General features: G+C 59.4%; 16 protein-coding genes and 2 pseudogenes. 10 read left to right on the plus strand and 8 right to left on the minus strand.

Features of this window, described 5'->3' with window-relative positions:
* Window positions 1-11 precede the first annotated feature (11 nt).
* From pstA to ACYZT5_RS24995, 5 genes are all read left to right on the plus strand, one after another.
* On the plus strand, window positions 12-1682 hold the full coding sequence (pstA, locus tag ACYZT5_RS24975; RefSeq protein WP_462047849.1) for a phosphate ABC transporter permease PstA: 1671 nt from the start codon (window positions 12-14) through the stop codon (window positions 1680-1682).
* Window positions 1683-1839: 157 nt separating this feature from the next.
* Window positions 1840-2673: a phosphate ABC transporter ATP-binding protein PstB gene (gene pstB, locus ACYZT5_RS24980; protein ID WP_033059285.1), complete on the plus strand. Its 834-nt coding sequence runs from the start codon at window positions 1840-1842 to the stop codon at window positions 2671-2673.
* Between the two features lie 72 nt (window positions 2674-2745).
* Complete coding sequence (gene phoU, locus ACYZT5_RS24985) at window positions 2746-3507, plus strand: phosphate signaling complex protein PhoU (protein WP_008150055.1); 762 nt, start codon at window positions 2746-2748, stop codon at window positions 3505-3507.
* A 167-nt stretch (window positions 3508-3674) separates the two neighbouring features.
* Complete coding sequence (locus ACYZT5_RS24990) at window positions 3675-4583, plus strand: response regulator (protein ID WP_462047850.1); 909 nt, start codon at window positions 3675-3677, stop codon at window positions 4581-4583.
* Window positions 4584-4815: 232 nt separating this feature from the next.
* Window positions 4816-5712, plus strand: coding sequence for a peptidoglycan DD-metalloendopeptidase family protein (locus ACYZT5_RS24995; RefSeq protein ID WP_462047851.1), 897 nt, complete (start codon window positions 4816-4818; stop codon window positions 5710-5712).
* A 15-nt stretch (window positions 5713-5727) separates the two neighbouring features.
* On the opposite strand, the gene ACYZT5_RS25000 is transcribed toward ACYZT5_RS24995, so the two are convergent.
* From ACYZT5_RS25000 to phoB, 3 genes are all read right to left on the minus strand, one after another.
* The gene (locus ACYZT5_RS25000; RefSeq protein ID WP_462047852.1) at window positions 5728-7068 is read right to left on the minus strand and encodes a hemolysin family protein; all 1341 of its coding nucleotides are present in this window, start codon (window positions 7066-7068) and stop codon (window positions 5728-5730) included.
* 123 nt (window positions 7069-7191) lie between these two features.
* Window positions 7192-8478 (minus strand): phosphate regulon sensor histidine kinase PhoR, encoded by a 1287-nt coding sequence (gene phoR, locus ACYZT5_RS25005; protein WP_462052305.1) that lies wholly within the window; start codon window positions 8476-8478, stop codon window positions 7192-7194.
* Window positions 8479-8553: 75 nt separating this feature from the next.
* A complete protein-coding gene (gene phoB / locus ACYZT5_RS25010; RefSeq protein ID WP_008150066.1) occupies window positions 8554-9243 on the minus strand; it encodes a phosphate regulon transcriptional regulator PhoB in 690 nt (229 codons plus the stop codon).
* A gap of 153 nt (window positions 9244-9396) precedes the next feature.
* Between phoB and ACYZT5_RS25015 the strand changes: the two genes are divergently transcribed.
* A complete protein-coding gene (locus ACYZT5_RS25015) occupies window positions 9397-9780 on the plus strand; it encodes a COG4315 family predicted lipoprotein (RefSeq protein ID WP_462047853.1) in 384 nt (127 codons plus the stop codon).
* Window positions 9781-9882: 102 nt separating this feature from the next.
* Here the strand turns inward: ACYZT5_RS25015 and ubiA are convergent, their stop codons facing one another.
* Window positions 9883-10773, minus strand: coding sequence for a 4-hydroxybenzoate octaprenyltransferase (ubiA, locus tag ACYZT5_RS25020; RefSeq protein ID WP_462047854.1), 891 nt, complete (start codon window positions 10771-10773; stop codon window positions 9883-9885).
* A complete protein-coding gene (locus ACYZT5_RS25025; protein WP_462047855.1) occupies window positions 10773-11336 on the minus strand; it encodes a chorismate--pyruvate lyase family protein in 564 nt (187 codons plus the stop codon). The genes ubiA and ACYZT5_RS25025 overlap by 1 nt, the downstream gene beginning before the upstream one ends.
* Before the next feature lie 200 nt (window positions 11337-11536).
* On the opposite strand from ACYZT5_RS25025, the gene ACYZT5_RS25030 reads away from it, so the two are divergent.
* The 3 genes from ACYZT5_RS25030 (at window position 11537) to ACYZT5_RS25040 (ending at window position 13341) form a co-directional block, all read left to right on the plus strand.
* Entirely contained in the window at window positions 11537-11707 is a 171-nt protein-coding gene (locus tag ACYZT5_RS25030; RefSeq protein ID WP_033059298.1) for a rubredoxin, read from the plus strand.
* 17 nt (window positions 11708-11724) lie between these two features.
* Window positions 11725-12873: an NAD(P)/FAD-dependent oxidoreductase gene (locus tag ACYZT5_RS25035; protein WP_462047856.1), complete on the plus strand. Its 1149-nt coding sequence runs from the start codon at window positions 11725-11727 to the stop codon at window positions 12871-12873.
* A gap of 192 nt (window positions 12874-13065) precedes the next feature.
* The gene (locus tag ACYZT5_RS25040; protein WP_003213368.1) at window positions 13066-13341 is read left to right on the plus strand and encodes an HU family DNA-binding protein; all 276 of its coding nucleotides are present in this window, start codon (window positions 13066-13068) and stop codon (window positions 13339-13341) included.
* A 507-nt stretch (window positions 13342-13848) separates the two neighbouring features.
* On the opposite strand, the pseudogene ACYZT5_RS25045 reads toward ACYZT5_RS25040, so the two are convergent.
* From ACYZT5_RS25045 to ACYZT5_RS25055, 3 genes and pseudogenes are all read right to left on the minus strand, one after another.
* Window positions 13849-14906 (minus strand): annotated as a pseudogene (locus ACYZT5_RS25045) (IS110 family RNA-guided transposase).
* 191 nt (window positions 14907-15097) lie between these two features.
* Complete coding sequence (locus ACYZT5_RS25050; RefSeq protein WP_462047857.1) at window positions 15098-15493, minus strand: DUF6124 family protein; 396 nt, start codon at window positions 15491-15493, stop codon at window positions 15098-15100.
* Window positions 15494-15876: 383 nt separating this feature from the next.
* A pseudogene (locus tag ACYZT5_RS25055) lies at window positions 15877-16092 on the minus strand (DUF2931 family protein); the annotation flags it as partial.
* A 576-nt stretch (window positions 16093-16668) separates the two neighbouring features.
* Between ACYZT5_RS25055 and tssA the strand changes: the two are divergent.
* On the plus strand, window positions 16669-18225 hold the full coding sequence (tssA, locus tag ACYZT5_RS25060; protein ID WP_462047858.1) for a type VI secretion system protein TssA: 1557 nt from the start codon (window positions 16669-16671) through the stop codon (window positions 18223-18225).

Consider the following 18225-nt stretch of genomic DNA (forward strand, 5'->3'; position numbering starts at 1 on the left):
GGTAGAAGTCTGTGAAACAGAACTCCCTGAATGGATGGTTCAAGAGCGGCGCCCCCGGCGTCTGGATCAGCGGTGGCGCGGTGTCCATCGCGGTCATCATGACCATTGGCTTGCTGGCAGTGATTGCCGTGCGCGGTCTGGGCCACTTCTGGCCGGCGGACCTGATGCACGCCAGTTACGACGTACCGGGCCTGGCCAACCACCTCGTCATCGGCGAAGTGGTGCAGAAAGAAGAAGTGCCGCGCGAGCGCCTGAAAAGTGCTGGCCTGCCGGTGCCCGACCAAGGCCCGGAGTTCATGACCCGTGAGCTGATCAAGGTCGGCAACCGTGATCTGAACGGTACCGACTTCACCTGGATTGTCGGCGAGTGGCTGACCAACCAGAAAACCCCGCCCGAGCTGATGACCATTGAGCGTCGCGAGTGGGGCAACTTCTACGGCTACCTGGTCAACGTCAAGCAGGACGGCAAGGTCATCGCTGAAGGCGAGGCGGCGTGGCCTGAGTTGCAGGCCCGTGTCGATCGCGTCAACAAACTCGCGGCACAGCTCAAGAGCCTGGAAAAAACCGACATCGGCGCGATCAACGCCGGTCTTGAACGCGTCCGTCTGCACGGCCGTAAACTGGAACTGGCTGGCCAACTCGATGCCACCGCACAAGCGGACATGGAATCCGAGCGCGCCGAGCTCAACGCTCGTTATCAAGACATCGAAGCCCGCCTCAACGACCTGCACGCCCAGTTCAATCGCGACAGCCTGACGGCCCGCGATGCGAACGGCAAAGAGATTGAAATCGGCATCGGTAAAGTGGTTCACGCTTATCAGCCGAACGCGATGGGCACCTTCACCAAGATCGGTTTCTACTTCAGCAAGATGTGGGAATTCCTCAGTGACGACCCGCGTGAAGCGAACACCGAAGGCGGGATCTTCCCGGCGATTTTCGGCACGGTGATGATGACCCTGATCATGGCGATGATCGTGACGCCGTTCGGCGTATTGGCAGCGGTTTATCTGCGCGAATATGCCAAGCAGAACGTGCTGACTCGTGTTATCCGCATCGCGGTGAACAACCTGGCGGGCGTTCCGGCCATCGTTTACGGCGTGTTCGGTCTGGGCTTCTTCGTCTATGTGCTGGGCGGTTCGGTTGACCGGTTGTTCTTCCCTGAAGCACTGCCGGCGCCGACCTTCGGTACGCCGGGTCTGCTCTGGGCGTCCCTGACCCTGGCGCTGCTGGCGGTGCCCGTGGTGATCGTGGCCACCGAAGAAGGCCTGGCGCGGATTCCTCGCACCGTGCGTGAAGGCTCGTTGGCCCTCGGCGCAACCAAGGCTGAAACCTTGTGGAAGATCGTGCTGCCAATGGCCAGCCCGGCGATGATGACCGGCATGATCCTCGCCGTGGCTCGCGCCGCCGGTGAAGTGGCGCCGCTGATGCTGGTGGGTGTGGTGAAACTGGCGCCATCGCTGCCGGTGGATGGCAACTACCCGTACCTGCACCTTGACCAGAAGATCATGCACTTGGGCTTCCACATTTATGACGTCGGCTTCCAGAGCCCGAACGTTGAAGCCGCGCGGCCGCTGGTGTACGCCACGGCGCTGCTGCTGGTGCTGGTGATCGCTACGCTCAACCTCTCGGCCGTTTATATCCGTAACCACCTGCGCGAAAAATACAAAGCGCTGGACAGCTGATTACCGCCGCTCCTGTAGGAGCCAGGCTTGCCGGCGAAGGCGATTTCAAGGACGCATTCGCGGGCAAGCCTCGCTCCTACAGGACGGCAATACCGCTGGCCCATTTTGTGAGGCCAGCGGCCAACCGAACCGAATTTGTTAGCACAGGGAGCCTCCCATGCAGCACGAAGCACACACCCACGGCATCAACATGTCTGCCTTGGGCCGCGATAAACAGAGCTTGAGCCTCGAGCAGGAAACCGTCGCCATCGAAGTGCCAGGCCTGAGCCTGTTCTACGGCGACAAACAAGCGCTGTACGACGTCAGCATGAACATCCCGAAACAGCGCGTGACCGCCTTCATCGGCCCGTCCGGCTGCGGTAAGTCCACGCTGCTGCGCACCTTCAACCGCATGAACGACCTGGTTGACGGCTGCCGCGTGGAAGGCGAAATCAACCTGTACGGCAACAACATCTACCGCAAGGGCGAAGACGTGGCCGAGCTGCGTCGTCGCGTTGGCATGGTGTTCCAGAAGCCGAACCCGTTCCCGAAAACCATCTACGAGAACGTGGTTTACGGCCTGCGCATCCAGGGCATCAACAAGAAACGCATCCTCGACGAAGCCGTCGAGTGGGCGTTGAAAGGCGCGGCGCTGTGGGACGAAGTCAAAGACCGTCTGCATGAATCGGCACTCGGCCTGTCCGGTGGTCAACAACAACGTCTGGTAATCGCTCGTACCATCGCCGTGGAGCCAGAAGTGCTGCTGCTCGACGAACCGTGCTCGGCACTCGACCCGATCTCGACGCTGAAAGTCGAAGAGCTGATCTACGAACTGAAATCGAAATTCACCATCGTCATCGTGACCCACAACATGCAACAGGCCGCGCGGGTTTCCGACTACACGGCGTTCATGTACATGGGCAAACTGGTGGAATTCGGCGACACCGATACCCTGTTCACCAATCCGGCGAAGAAGCAGACCGAAGACTACATCACCGGTCGTTACGGCTAGGAAGCCTGTGGTTGCTCACTGAACTGACGCTGCGGCCCACCGCACCTTACCGGACGCTCCAAGGACGCCAACATGATTAGTAAAGAAGGCCTTACCCATCACATCTCCGCGCAGTTCAACGCCGAGCTCGAGGAAGTGCGCAGCCACCTCCTGGCCATGGGCGGGCTGGTGGAAAAGCAGGTCAACGACGCGGTGACGGCGCTGATCGAGGCCGACTCCGGCCTGGCCCAGCAGGTCCGCGAGATCGACGACCAGATCAATCAGATGGAACGTAACATCGACGAAGAATGCCTGCGCATTCTGGCCCGTCGTCAGCCGGCCGCGTCTGACTTGCGTCTGATCATCAGCATCTCCAAGTCGGTGATCGACCTTGAGCGCATCGGCGACGAAGCGACCAAGATCGCCCGCCGCGCCATCCAGCTGTGCGAAGAAGGCGAAGCCCCACGGGGTTACGTCGAGGTTCGCCATATTGGCGACCAGGTCCGCAACATGGTTCGCGATGCGCTGGACGCCTTTGCCCGCTTCGACGCCGACCTGGCGTTGTCGGTGGCGCAGTACGACAAGATCATCGACCGCGAATACAAAACCGCGCTGCGCGAGCTGGCCACCTACATGATGGAAGACCCGCGCTCTATTTCGCGGGTTCTGAGCATTATCTGGGTGCTGCGTTCGCTGGAACGGATCGGCGACCACGCACGCAATATCTCTGAACTGGTGATTTACCTGGTGCGTGGCACCGACGTGCGTCACTTGGGTCTCAAGCGCATGAAGGAAGAAGTTGAAGGCACAAGTGGCGAAACCGCTAATGTTCCGGGTAAAGCTGACGATAAGTAAGATTGCCTGAGAAAAGCGCCCGGCCTTCTGGCCGGGCGTTTTTGTTTGTGGTTTATGAATTCGAAAGCAGCACCCGCGAACGAAAAGTCCCGGCGTGACTGGAGGTTTTTGGCAATGTGCCATCAGCAAAGCGGTATGCTTGCCGGGATTTTTTAAAGGGGTGATGGATGAGTAAGGTCAGTGTGTTGGTCGTGGACGACGCGTCGTTCATTCGTGACCTGGTGAAGAAGTGTTTGCGCAACTACTTCCCGGGGATCCGGATCGAAGACGCGGTCAACGGCAAGAAGGCTCAGTCCCTGCTGGCTCGGGAAGCGTTCGACCTGGTCCTGTGCGACTGGGAAATGCCGGAAATGTCCGGGCTGGAGCTGCTGACCTGGTGCCGCGAGCAGGACAACCTCAAGACCATGCCGTTCGTGATGGTGACCAGCCGGGGCGATAAAGAGAACGTGGTCCAGGCGATCCAGGCCGGGGTTTCCGGCTACGTCAGCAAGCCATTCACCAACGAGCAACTGCTGACCAAGGTCAAGCATGCCCTGAACAAGGTCGGCAAGCTCGACACCTTGATGAACAGCGCGCCGACCAAAATGAACTCGGCGTTCGGCAACGATTCTTTGAGCGCGTTGACCGGCGGCAAGGCGGAAGTGGTCGCGGCGGCCCCCGCCCCGGTTGCTGCGCCATCTCGTGGTCTGCTCAACAGTCCGCCAGTCAAGGCTCCGGTTACCGCAGCGACAGCCTCCGGCGGTCGTGGACAAGGTCAACTGCGCCTGCCGAACGGCATTCAGCCATGCATGATCAAGGCCTTGAGCCTCAAGGAAGCGCTGCTGGTCGTGAAGCGCACCGATGCGCTGCCGCAAGTACTCGACAGCGCCGTGCTCGACATGGAGCAGGGTGACAACGCCGAAACCGCCCGTCTGAACGGCTACCTGCACGCCATCGTCGCCCACGAGCAAAAGCCCGACAGCGAGTGGCTGCAACTGACCTTCCGCTTCGTTGATCAGGATGCACAGAAGCTCGACTACATCTCCCGCCTGATTGCCCGCGGCACCGCGCAGAAGCATTTCATACCCGGCGCGTAATCTTCGTCGCCAGACAGTCCGTCTTCGCGGGCAAGCCACGCTCCCACAGGTTTTGTGTCGTTCATGTCATCGACAACAACCGAAATCCTGTGGGAGCGTGGCTTGCCCGCGAAGGGGCCATCAGATCCACCACACATCCGCTGAGCTGCCCATTTTGAAACATCTGCCGACTACCCGGGTCCATTGCAGCTGCTAGTCTCCTACCCAGACCTTACTCGACAGAATCTTGCCCATGCTCGCGCGCCTGCTGTTTTTCTGTGGTCTTTTCATGGCCTGCACCTCGGCGGTGGCCATGACGATCTACAAGTCCACTGACGCCAATGGCGTGGTCTCCTACAGCGACCACCCCACGACGGGCTCCAAGGTGTTCGTTTTTCGTGATCGCATGGTTGAGAATCTTGAGCGTCAGGTGTACCTCGTCATCACGAAGAAGAAGGGCGTGGACAGCGTTTACGTGCGCAATGACCTGTATGCGCCGGTAGAGATCGAATTGAGCTTCGGCGGGCTGAAGAACGTCAGCGGTGCGCCGAGCCGACCGATTCGCCGGGTCATGCCGGCACGCAGCAGCATTCGTCTGGCGCTGCTCACGGCCACGCAACCCGAAAGGGCGCTCGCGTATACCCCAAAATTTGAATACTCCCTGGGCGATCCCTCAGGCGCCGCCATGGCCTATCGATACCCGCTGCCCTGGCGCGGCGGACCGTTTCGGCTGAGTCAGGGCGCCAACGGTCAATACAGCCACTTCGGTCCAAAAAATCGCTACGCCATGGACATCGCCATGCCCGAGGGCACGCCGATCATCGCGGCGCGAGGCGGGGTGGTGGTGAAAACCGAGAATGGCCAGACCGGGCGCGGCACCGATCCGTCGGGCAATTTCGTGCGGGTGCTGCACGATGACGGAACCATGGGCGTGTACCTGCACCTCAAGCAAGGTTCGGTGAGTGTTCGCGAGGGACAACGGGTGTCGGTGGGCAGTGCGTTGGCGTTGTCGGGCAATACCGGCAACAGCAGCGGGCCGCACCTGCATTTCGTGGTGCAGCGCAATACCGGGTTGGGGCTGGTGTCGATTCCGTACCAGTTCAATCAACCGGTAGGCGCGTTGCCCAACTTTGCGTTGGGCAAGCAGTGAGTCAAAGGTTGATGCTCAATCGAGCATCAACACCTTGGCCAGAATAATCTTTGGCCCTTTCATCTTCTTGATGATGATCCGCAAGCCTTCGACTTCCAGCACTTCTTCCTCTTCCGGCACCCGTTTCAGGGTTTCGTAGACCAGCCCGGCGAGGGTTTCGGCTTCGATGTGGTCCAGGTCGATGCCCAGCAGGCGTTCGACCTTGAACAGCGGCGTATCACCACGCACGAGCAGCTTGCCCGGCTGGTACGCGAGGATCCCGCGCTCAGCTTTGCGGTGTTCGTCCTGAATATCGCCGACCAGCACTTCCAGCACGTCTTCCATGGTCAGGTAGCCGATGATGTTGCCATCAGCTTCCTCAACCACGGCGAAGTGCGAGCCGCCCTTGCGAAACTGTTCCAGCAGCTGCGACAGCGGCATGTGACGAGAGACGCGCTCCAGCGGACGGGTCAGTTCGGCGAGGTTGAACGACTCGGGAATGTGGTCCAGGGCCGCCAGTTCCAGCAGCAGATCCTTGATGTGCAGCAGGCCGACGAACTCCTGACGATCGCTGTCGTACACCGGATAACGGCTGAACTTATGGCGACGGAACATCGCCAGGATTTCCTTCAGCGGCGCGTTGAACTCCAACGTCACCAGGTCTTCCCGGGAGTTGGCCCAGTCGACCACTTCCAGCTCGCCCATTTCCACCGCCGAGGCCAATACGCGCATGCCTTGGTCGCTCGGGTCCTGGCCACGGCTGGAGTGCAGGATCAGTTTCAGTTCTTCACGGCTGTAATGGTGCTCGTGATGAGGGCCGGGTTCACCTTGGCCGGCGATCCGCAGAATCGTGTTGGCACTGGCATTGAGCAGGTAAATGGCCGGGTACATCGCCCAGTAGAACAGGTACAGCGGCACGGCGGTCCAGAGCGACAGCAGTTCGGGTTTGCGGATGGCCCAGGATTTCGGGGCCAACTCGCCGACCACGATGTGCAGGTACGAGATGACAAAAAACGCGGCGAAGAACGACACGCCTTTGACCACTTCGGCCGACTGCACGCCGACGGCTTCAAGCAGCGGTTCGAGGATGTGCGCGAACGCCGGTTCACCGACCCAGCCAAGGCCCAGGGAGGCGAGGGTGATACCCAATTGGCAGGCCGACAGGTAAGCATCGAGCTGACTGTGAACGGTGCGCAAGATGTGTCCGCGCCAGCCGTTTTTATCAGCGATGGCTTCGACCCGGGTCGAGCGCAATTTGACCATGGCAAATTCTGCCGCAACGAAAAAGCCGTTGAGCAATACCAGGATCAGAGCAAAAAGAATCATGCCGAAATCGGCGAAGAGTGTCGCGAGGGTCAAGCCAGGGGAAGGGTCCATGATGGAGTTTTGCGGGTTCCGTGTATTCGAAAGGAAAGAAAAAAGTGCGCCTGAAGGGCAGGCGCAAGTCAGCCAATGTAGCGGCTGACCGGGCGATTGCCTAGTGGCTAGTGCTGGCCGGTATCAGTCGGCGGCGCTGATGACCCGGGATTTTGTGACTTGGGCTGGCGAAAAGTGGCAGGTAAAGGTGCTGCCGTGGCCCGGCACACTGCTGATTTCCATCCGCGCGCGGTGGCGCAGCAGCACGTGTTTGACGATCGCCAGCCCGAGCCCCGTGCCACCGGTGTTGGAGTTGCGACTGGAATCGACACGGTAGAAGCGTTCGGTCAGGCGGGGCAGGTGTTTGCTGTCGATGCCGATGCCGGAGTCCTGCACGCTCAGGTGTGCGCCTTGCTCATCACCCCACCAGCGAATGCGGATATTGCCTTCGGCCGGTGTGTATTTCACCGCGTTGAACACCAGATTGGAAAACGCGCTGCGCAATTCGGCTTCGCTGCCCTTGAGCAGAATCGTCGGATCGGCTTCCAGCGTGATCTTCTGATTGCGCTGAGCAGACAACTGCTGAGCGTCACTCTTGATTGATTGCAGCAAGCCGTCGATGGCCACCGGCTGGTTGTCCGACGGGTAATCGGTGGCTTCCAGTTTGGCCAACAGCAGTAAATCGTTGAGCAAGGTTTGCATGCGTCCGCCTTGCTGCTGCATCTGCTGCAAGGCACGGGTCCAGCGCGGGTTCACCTCTTCGACGTTGTCGAGCAGGGTTTCCAGATAACCGCAGATCACCGTCAACGGCGTGCGCAGTTCATGGGAGACGTTGGCGATGAAGTCTTTGCGCATTTGCTCCAGCTGATGGATACGTGTCACGTCGCGCACCAGCATCAAGTGTTCGTTGTTGCCGTAGCGGGTGATGTACAGCTGAATGCGCAAGCGATCATTGGTCGGTGAAGGGATTTCCAGCGGCTCGGCGTAGCTGTTCTGCTCGAAGTATTCTTTGAAGCTCGGATGGCGTACGAGGTTGGTCACCGGCTGACCGCTGTCTTGCGGCGTCTTGAGGCCGAGCAGGGTTTCGGCGGCGCGGTTCCACCATTCGAGGTTGCCGTCGCTGTCGAGCATGATCACCGCGTCTTTCAGCGCGGCGGTGGATTCCTGGACCCGGTCGATCACCGCTTGCAGACGCCCGCGCACCCGTTGGTCGCGGCGTTGCAGGTGGTAGATGCTGTCGAACACTTCACCCCACAGGCCATAGCCATCGGGCGGTGCTTCATCGGATTTGTGCAGGCGCAGCCACTCGTGCAGACGCAGCAGTTGCTTGAGCGTCCAGGCCAGGTAAAGGCCCAGGCCCGCGGCAAGGCTCCAGCCGTAGTAGCCGGAAATCAGGCCGATCACCAGGCAGGCGGTGACCAGCAACAGCATGTGGCGAATCAGGATGCCATGCCAGTTTTGGTTCACGGAAAATATGCGTCCTTGTCAGCGAGTCTGGCGGTCAGCTCAGGCTTTGGTGGAAAACCGGTAGCCGGTGCCGCGCACGGTTTGTACCAGGTTTTCGTAGGCGTCGCCGAGGGCTTTGCGCAGGCGACGGATGTGCACGTCGACAGTGCGCTCTTCGACATAAACGTTGCCGCCCCAGACCTGATCCAGCAACTGGCCACGGGTATAGGCACGCTCCTGGTGGGTCATGAAAAATTGCAGCAGACGGTATTCGGTCGGGCCCATCTCGGCGGGTTTGCCGTCGATGGTCACGCGGTGGCTGATCGGGTCCAGCAGCAAGCCGCCGACTTCGATCGGCGTCTCGCCATCGGTAGGACCGGCACGGCGCAGCACAGCCTTCAGGCGCGCCACCAGCTCACGTGGGGAAAAAGGCTTGGTGATGTAGTCATCGGCGCCGACTTCCAGACCCTGGATCTTGTTGTCCTCTTCGCCCTTGGCGGTGAGCATGATGATCGGGATGTCCCCGGTCAGCTCATCGCGCTTGAGGCGCCGGGCCAGCTCGATGCCGGAAGTGCCGGGCAGCATCCAGTCGAGCAGGATCAGGTCCGGTTTACGGTCAACGATGATGGCGTGGGCCTGCTGCGAGTTCTCAGCCTCCAGGCAGTCATAGCCGGCCATTTCCAACGCAACGGCGATCATTTCGCGAATGGGCGCTTCGTCGTCGACGATCAGAATGCTCCTGCCAACCATGCCTTTAATCCTCTTGTCATTTAACTGTCTTGCGCCGCATTAGATAACGGAATTATTGCAGTCGTGTGACAGTATTTTAGTCGCCCTGCGATTGTCGTGATCCTGAACTAAGCTCTAATTCCGAATCCTGACAACCACAAAAGGAAGGTTTCCATGAAGAACATTGCTCAATCCTGGAAGGCTCTGCTGGTCACGGCTGCGCTAACGCTGCCGACACTGGCCTTCGCCGCCGAGCCGGCGATGATGAAAGACGGGATGATGGTCGATCACAAGGGCATGACGGTGTACACGTACGACAAGGACGCGGGCGGCAAGTCGATGTGCAACGGCGAGTGCGCTGAATACTGGCCGCCAATGATGGCGCCGGCGGGCGCCAAGGCCGATGGCAAGTGGAGCACGATCAAGCGTGACGACGGTAAGATGCAGTGGGCCTATGACGGCAAGCCGCTTTACACCTTCCAGAAAGACAAAAAACCCGGTGACATGGTAGGCGACAATATGAAGGACGTCTGGCACGTCATGCGCGAGCATAAGTAAGTGATTCGCTGAAGCCGTAAAAAGATCGCAGCCTGCGGCAGCTCCTACGTTGGAATACCGTTCCATGTAGGAGCTGCCGCAGGCTGCGATCTTTTCGCTATGTCAACGCAACCCATAGTCCAACACAATCCCGACAAAAATCGCCAACCCGGCCCAATGGTTGTGCAAAAACGCCTTGAAGCAGCGCATCCGGTCCTTGCCACGGGTGTACCAGAACTCCCACGCAAAACAGCCCGCAGCCGCCAGCAATCCCAAGTGGAACCAGCCACTGAGCTCGAATTTTGACCCGGCCAGCAGCAGGCAACCCAACGCCAGCCCTTGCAGGGTCAGGATGATCACCCGGTCCGCCTCGCCAAACAGAATCGCCGTGGATTTCACGCCGATCTTCAGATCGTCATCGCGGTCGGTCATGGCGTAATAGGTGTCGTAGCCCACCGTCCACAGCAGGTTGGCGATCCACAGCAGCCACGCCGCCGCCGGCAGTTCCCCGGTCTCGGCGGTGAACGCCATTGGCATGCCCCAAGAGAACGCCGCGCCCAGCACCACTTGCGGGTAATAGGTGTAGCGCTTCATGAACGGGTAACTGAAGGCCAGCGCCAAACCACCGAACGACAGCCAGACCGTCGTGGCATTGGTGCACAGCACCAGCAAAAAGCTCACGCCCATCAGCAGCGCGAAGAACACCAGGGCTTCTTTGGAACTGATCTTGCCACTTGCCATTGGCCGCTGTTCGGTGCGCTTCACGTGGCCGTCGACCTTGCGGTCCGCCCAGTCATTGATCACGCAGCCGCCGGCGCGGGTCAGCACCACGCCAAGGACGAAAATCACGATGTTGGCCAATGATGGCGAGCCTTTACCGGCAATCCACAATGCCCACAGCGTCGGCCACAGCAGCAGATAAATGCCGATCGGCTTGTCCATGCGCGTCAGCTGAATGAAATCCCAGGCCCGAGGGTTCAAGCGATTCATGGACTTGAGCAGGCTCTGGTACATCAGCAATTCTCCGGATGGGCGCGGGTGGCGTTCCACAGGGTCGGCAAGAAAATTTCGGCCACCAGCACGCTCAAGGCGCCGCGGTCGAAACGCGAGCGCCGGCCCCAGAGTTCAGGTGCCCGGGACTCCATCGGCAGCCACTGTTGAGGATAGTGACAAACCTCGATAGCACGGCGTTGGAACGCTTGATCGCAAAATAGCAATTCGCCCAGGGAGCGGCTGCCCAATTCGTCCATGTGCAAACCGTCGCCCTGCAACGCGCTGCGCGCCGCCACGCTGCGTGCAAACACCCAGGCCTCGCCGTGGCCGCGCAGATACACCTCGCGAACCCAGCCCTCGCTCCCTTCGGCCATATCCAGTGCGGCACATTCGTCGGCGCGCAGTGGCTGCCAGCCTTCGAAGAGGGGCGTGACACTGAAGCCGTCATTCGACAAACGGATCAGCCGTCGGGTCAGAGAGCCTTCGTCGAACAGCCAGTCGAGGGTAGACGTGTCGGGGAGGGGCGTCAGTTGGCTTTCAGGGAGCCAGAGCGGGGTCGCGGTGGGGGATTTTGAGTGCGGCACAGTGAGTCATTATTGGCAGCAAATGAGGCGGCGAGCTTACCATGTCAGCTAATAAATTTGAGTGATCTGGCTGCCCGTTGCGCCGAACAGGCTTGCAACTGCCCGGCCCCATCAGTACAAAACGCACTGAGCCGGATGGCAGCGCTGCAACCATCGACCGTTCGCGCCGGCAAAAGCCTGAACCCTGAGGAAGTACCTGAATGAAAAAGTGGCAATGTGTGGTCTGCGGCCTGATCTACAACGAAGCCGACGGCTGGCCGGATGACGGCATTGCGCCGGGCACCCGCTGGGAAGACGTACCGGCAGACTGGCTGTGCCCGGACTGCGGTGTGGGCAAGTTGGATTTTGAAATGATCGAAATCGCCGCTTAAAAACTGAGGAGTAAGGAATGAACGCACCTGTCGTGATCGTCGGCACCGGGCTGGCTGGCTACAACCTGGCCCGAGAGTTTCGCAAACTTGATGGCGAAACCCCGCTGCTACTGATTACTGCAGATGACGGACGCTCCTACTCCAAGCCGATGCTTTCCACTGGCTTTGGCAAAAACAAAGACGCCGATGGCCTGAGCATGGCCGAACCGGGCGCCATGGCCGAGCAATTGAAGGCCGAAGTGCGCACGCACACGCGCATCAGCGGTATTGATCCGGGCCACAAACGCTTGTGGATCGGTGAGGAATCGGTGATTTACCGTGACCTGATCCTCGCCTGGGGCGCGGAAACCGTGCGGGTGCCGATCGAAGGCGATACGGCTGACGCCGTTTTCCCGATCAACGACCTGGAAGATTACGCACGCTTTCGCGCAGCGGCGGCCGGCAAACGTCGGGTGTTGTTGCTCGGCGCCGGTCTGATCGGCTGCGAGTTCGCCAACGATCTGATCCTCGGCGGCTACGAGGTGCAACTGGTTGCACCGTGCGAGCAGGTCATGCCGACCCTGCTGCACCCGGCGGCGGCCGCTGCGGTTCAGGCCGGGCTGGAAAGCCTCGGCGCACGCTTCCACCTCGGGCCGGTGCTCAACCGCTTGCAGCGCGTGGCCGACGGCCTCGAAGCGCATCTCTCTGACGGTCAGGTGATTCCTTGCGACGTGGTTGTTTCGGCCATTGGTCTGCGTCCGCGCATCGACCTGGCGGCTGCCGCTGGTGTGCAGGTCAATCGCGGGGTGGTGGTCGATCGACACCTGAAAACCTCCCACGCCAATATCTATGCCTTGGGCGACTGTGCCGAAGTCGACGGGCTGAATCTGTTGTACGTGATGCCCCTCATGAGCTGTGCGAGAGCGCTGGCTCAGACCCTCGCCGGAAACCCTACGGCGGTGAGTTATGGCCCGATGCCCATCACCGTGAAAACCCCGGTTTGCCCATTGGTGGTTTCACCGCCGCCACGGGGTTCGGAGGGCGTCTGGACGGTCGAAGGGCAGGGTGCGGACATCAAGGTTTTATGCCGCGATGCGGCCGGAAAACTGCTCGGTTATGCCCTGACAGGCGCGGCGGTGATGGAAAAACTGGCCCTGAACAAAGAGCTTCCGCCGCTGCTGGCGTAAATACCGGTCGTTCTGTCGGAATCACCCCCCTTTTGCCGCTACAAAGGTCGCGCCGAGACTGGCGCGGCTCTTCGGTGCGTGCCATCCTCACTCCCGTCTGCCGCAGAGTAGAGCATCTGCGGCGCTTTGGGCGCTGTTCCAACGAGAACAGCACGGACATAACAACAAAAAACCTTCAAAGGGGCTTCACTAATGCGTAAACCAGAACTCGCCGCTGCAATTGCTGAAAAAGCAGACCTCACCAAAGAGCAGGCCAACCGCGTTCTCAACGCTGTTCTCGAAGAAATCACCGGCGCTCTGCACCGCAAGGACAGCGTTACGCTGGTGGGCTTCGGTACCTTCCTGCAACGCCACCGCGGTGCCCGCACCGGCAAAAACCCGCAAACCGGTGAGCCAGTTAAGATCAAGGCCAGCAACACCGTTGCGTTCAAGCCGGGCAAGTCGTTGAAAGACAGCGTTAATCCGTAATCCGCGTCCATATCCCGCATAGCGGGGGAGCGGAATAAAGAATGGGCACGCCAACTTGGTTGGGTGCCCATTTTTTTATGGTGGCGAGGGTAATGCCCATCAGTTAAGCCAAAACGCGATCCGTGTAGCAGTTGGCGAAGCCTGCGTTCGGCTGCACAGCAGTCGTAAAATCAGAAAATGCGGTGCGTCAGGCTCACCGTGCACTCCGGGTTTACGACTGCTGCGCAGCCGAACGCAGGCTTCGCCAGCTGCTATGTATGGACTCGCCCTCACTGTCTACCCGCTTTTGAAAAACCGCCGCCCCGTTGCATCTATGTATTAGGCCTATTCGAGGAAGCCGTCTTCGGCTTCTGGCCAAAATTGGAAGAGCTCGTGGTTTGCCGATTACAGTCAGGCCTCGAAGGCCAGTAGCAGCTAAGGCATCAATCCACGCCGGTCTTACCTGGGGTCAATTTTTTTTCAGCAAAGGGCCGGACAGTTAGTACCTCGGTGGCAGAACTCTGTCGCTCAGTGGCTCATCGTCGCTTGCTGGCCATCACCAGCCTGGCGACGATAAGTCTGGTCATTCTGTAGAAGCACCCAGACGATTCGCAGGTTGCGGTTGGCTAACCTGACCGCAGCCTCCTTACGGCCCAGTCGGCTCATCCAGCGCAACAAGCGGCGGTCATCGGGTTGCTGGGAATCAGGTCGTAGTTGTTGCAGTACCGCATGGGCTCCCTGGATCATCAGGCTGCGTAAATAAACATCGCCGCGCTTGGTCATGTCCCCCAGCCGACCGTCTGCCCGCTGCTGTGCTGGTCAGGCACCATGCCAAAGTACGCGGCAAACTTGCGGGCATTGGGAAATCGCTCAGGCTTGGTTTCCTTGGCCACCAGTGCCGTGGCAGTGACTGGGCCGATGCCGCGCACAGTCATCAGTCGCTTCGCCGTCATGTCGGCGTTGGCGGCCACTTCCAGGCGCCCCGTCAGCACGCTGATGCGTTCGCCCAAATGGCGCCACTCGGCCAACAGTTCGTCGATCAGTTCACGCAGCAGGCCCGGCACCGGCTGGGTGGCATCTTCCAGTACCCGCGGAATTTTCTGGCTGATCGCAACATCGCCCTGCGCCAAGGCCACGCCATGCTCGAGCAGCAGGCCGCGCATCTGATTACTCACCGCCGTGCGTCGACGCACATAGCCTTGGCGGGCGCGATGCAACGCCTGCATTGCCAGCGCCGCAACGCTTTTGACCGGCACTGCGTAGATCTTTTCATCGCGACCAGCCCGCAGAATCGCCAGCGCATCGTTGCGATCATTTTTAGGCCCGCTGCGATGTGTGGCCACCAAACCGGCTGGAAGAATCCGCGCCAGATTGCCTTGGTCTTGCAGCTGCCGGGCCCAGGCTTGAGCACCCGGACCGGTCTCCATCAGAACCACGACATGAGGCGGCAACTGGCGTAGAAACTCATAAAACGCCTCGCGCGACTTGATCCGTTGCTCGTAGTGCACCTGGCCGAGGACGTCTTCACCGGCGACCTGAAAGACCTGCTTGGCCAGATCGACCGCCACGGTTGTGCAGGCCGACAAATCGGAAGAAGACAGGGATTGATCAATCGAAGTATGCTTTTTCATGGACTCGCCCTCGCTGTCGTTGGCTGTTTAGACTGCCATCGTGGCGCATTGACGCCTCGGCTTGGGCGAGTCCATCCAATTACCGACCGCGTCATGGCTCAACTGACCGGCATTAACGCCAATCGAATTTGTTTCTGCTTGGCGGATCAGCTGACTCGGCTTTGTTGCTTGGCGAAAATCGCCGCCATTTCCGGTTCATCCAGATGATCCAGCGCGCGCTCCACCAACAAATGAACCCCGTCGGCCATGCGGCTGAGCGCCAAGGCTACGGAGCGGCGTGAACCGTCCACACCGTCGGCGAGGTTGGCGGCGATGGCGCTGATGGAAAGTAGATCTTCCGAGGCGTTGGCGAGCAGGGTTTCCGTGTTGATGTCGGGGCAGACGCTGAAGAGTTGGCCGTTGCGTTTCGGCGGCTTCGGTTCGGCTGGCGGGAAGTGATGGTCGAGGGCGCGCTCGGCGGCGTCGTTGAGTTTGTTTGAATCGGGGCTTTCGTAGGGGGAGACCGGGTCGGTGTCTGGCGGGTTTGGTGTGACTTTGAACATGGTAACTTTCCTATAGTAGGGCCGTGACCATCTCGCGACTAAACGAAAGGGAGGCGGCTGTGCGCAAGTTAGTCGACCGGTAAAGCCACCAAAACCCGGCGCGCCCGAGGGCGCCATGCGCACAGCCACCATTAAGTGCAGGCGAACACCTGACTGGATGACACTTGTGCAACCGTAGATGACTAGCCGGGCGACTAAACCCGATCACTGATGAGCAGTGACAGAAACCAAGTTACCGACCGCCCCCAAGGCGCACAAGCCGGCGGATTCTGGCGTAACTGTAGGCAACGGCACAAGGTGTTGTAGCTTTCAGGAAGTAACCTTGAGGGTGGTTAAACAAGTGCTGTCGAGTGGTGTTTAATTAGCGGAAATATTGGCACGCCTTACCAGCTCCCATAAGGAATGCCGAACTTGTCGAGGTAGTCTTTGGACTCCGGCGACAAAAGCAGAGCGGCCGTCATTTTTCCCCTGAGAGGATCCTTGTTTATTGACGGTTCCCACTACCCGAACGATCTCGACCGACTCAGGCAGGGGCCGCCCAGCCAGACTTTGGCTATACCGCCCGGCGCCAGACCAACGCCAATGTCGTCACGGTGATCGCCGTGCACGCTAACAAGGCATCCAAAGGATTGATCTAGGAGGATCCGGAAGTGCGGAATGAAATTTCCGCGATACCGATAGTTCCATTTTGGAACTTTGGATTTAATGCAAAGTGCCACTATCGTGATGGCACTTTTTTTATTGGCTGTTGTCGCGCGTCGTTTTATTCATTGATGTCGGAACCTTTCAGAATGGTCCTACATTCATAATTTTTTATTTTTGGCATGCTTCACGCCTGCCTCAGGGAGTGAACCGGAATGCATATGGCGGTGATTATGCTGGGTCAAGAGGATGGCTCTATCTCAATGGTTTCAGGTCGACTGGCCAGAAAATTAAATATTAAACCGATCTCAGGGATTCCCTTGCTACATATGGGGACATCTCCTACGAGATAAAAACTCGCTTCGTCTTATTGTTTAATCAGATGCTTGCTAGTGGCCATCATCGTGAGTACGATGCGCGACTTGAAAGAGCACGATCTCAATTGGATGAGACTCATCGCAGCTCTTTGATTCTGTCTCGCGTCGTTGGAACTCCAATAGGCGTATGACTGTAATCCTAATTAAAGGCCATGGATGTCCTACTCAAGCAAACTTTCCGCTCATTACCTTGAACTCGCAAAAGCCTCTGTTTCCAAAGAGAATTTCGCGGGCGAGGATGTTCGCTTTTCGAGCGAATATGAGGCATTGGAAAGCGAGCTGGCCAAAGCCTCATCCATGCACGAAAGTGGTCAGATCGACTGGCTCAAAATCCATGAAAACAGCGAAAACCTGCTGCGCACCCAGTCCAAGGATTTGCGGGTCGCTGCCTGGCTGACTTGGGCTCTGTACCAGCGCGAATCCTTTCAAGGGTTGCTCGCTGGCCTCGGTTTGTTGCATTACCTCTGTGAAAGTCACTGGGCCGAAGTCCACCCAAGCAAGGCACGCACCCGCGCCGCTGCGATCAGTTGGCTGGTGCCGCGTCTTGAGCAGGTGCTGACCGAAAACATCGCGATCAAAGAGCAGTTGCCGCTGTTCCGCCGTCTGGTGGAACATCTGGAAGGCCTCGATGCTGCCTGCACCGAACACCTGGGCGACGATGCGCCGTTGCTGTTGCCGATCTCCCGTCGCCTGAAAAACATGGTCCAGCGCGCCGCTGACAATCAGCCGGAGCCCGGTGTGGTAGGGGCCGCCGTGGCCCAAGTCAAGCAGGCCGCCACGCAACTGTTCACTCCCGGCGCGCCGATCGACAACGAGAAAGAAGCCCACAAGGCCCTGCGCGCCCAGCAAGAAAACGCCCGTCCGCTGTGTGCCTGGTGGCTCAAGCAGAAAGCCACCGACCTGCGCGCCTTGCGCCTCAATCGCACACTGTTGTGGTTGCCCATCGACGCGGTGCCCGAGCGCAATGCCGAGCAAATCACCGCTCTGCGCGGCTTGCCAGCCGACAAGCTCAAGGCCTATCAGGACCGTTACGACCAGGCCAAATACGCTGACCTGCTGGTGGAACTGGAGGCGAGCCTGGCGAAGGCGCCGTTCTGGTTCGATGGCCAGCGAATGGTCTGGGAATGCCTCCAGGGGCTCAACGCAGAGATGGCAATGCGCGAAGTGGAAATCCACTTCGCGCTTTTGATTCAGCGCCTGCCCGGCATCATCGAATTGCGTTTCCACGACGGCGCGCCGTTTGCTGATCCCGCCACCCGCGCCTGGGTCAGCGCCCACGTCATGCCGCACCTGCAAAGCGCCAGTTCGCCCCGCAAGGTCGAAGTCGCTGACAGCCAGCCGGCCTGGGAAGTGGCCCTGGAAGAAGTCCTGCCGATCCTGCGCAAGGACGGCCTCAAGGCCGCCGTGCAGATCCTCAAGCAAGGCCTGCAAAGCGCCCACGGCGGACGCGTCAGATTCTTCTGGCAGTTCGCCCTCGCGCGGCTGTGCTTCATGGCCAAGAAATACGAACTGGCCAAGACCCAACTCGAAACACTGGACCAAACATTACAGGACTCAGGCCTGCACGCCTGGGAGCCCGATCTTGCGCTGGAAGTGCTGCATTTACTGCATAGCTGCTGCGAGTTGTTGCCGCAGAACCATGCCGTACGTGAACGCAAGGAAGAGATTTATCGCAGGCTGTGCCACCTCGATCTCGAAGTGGTACTCGAATAG

The organism is Pseudomonas sp. LB3P14, assembly GCF_054898045.1.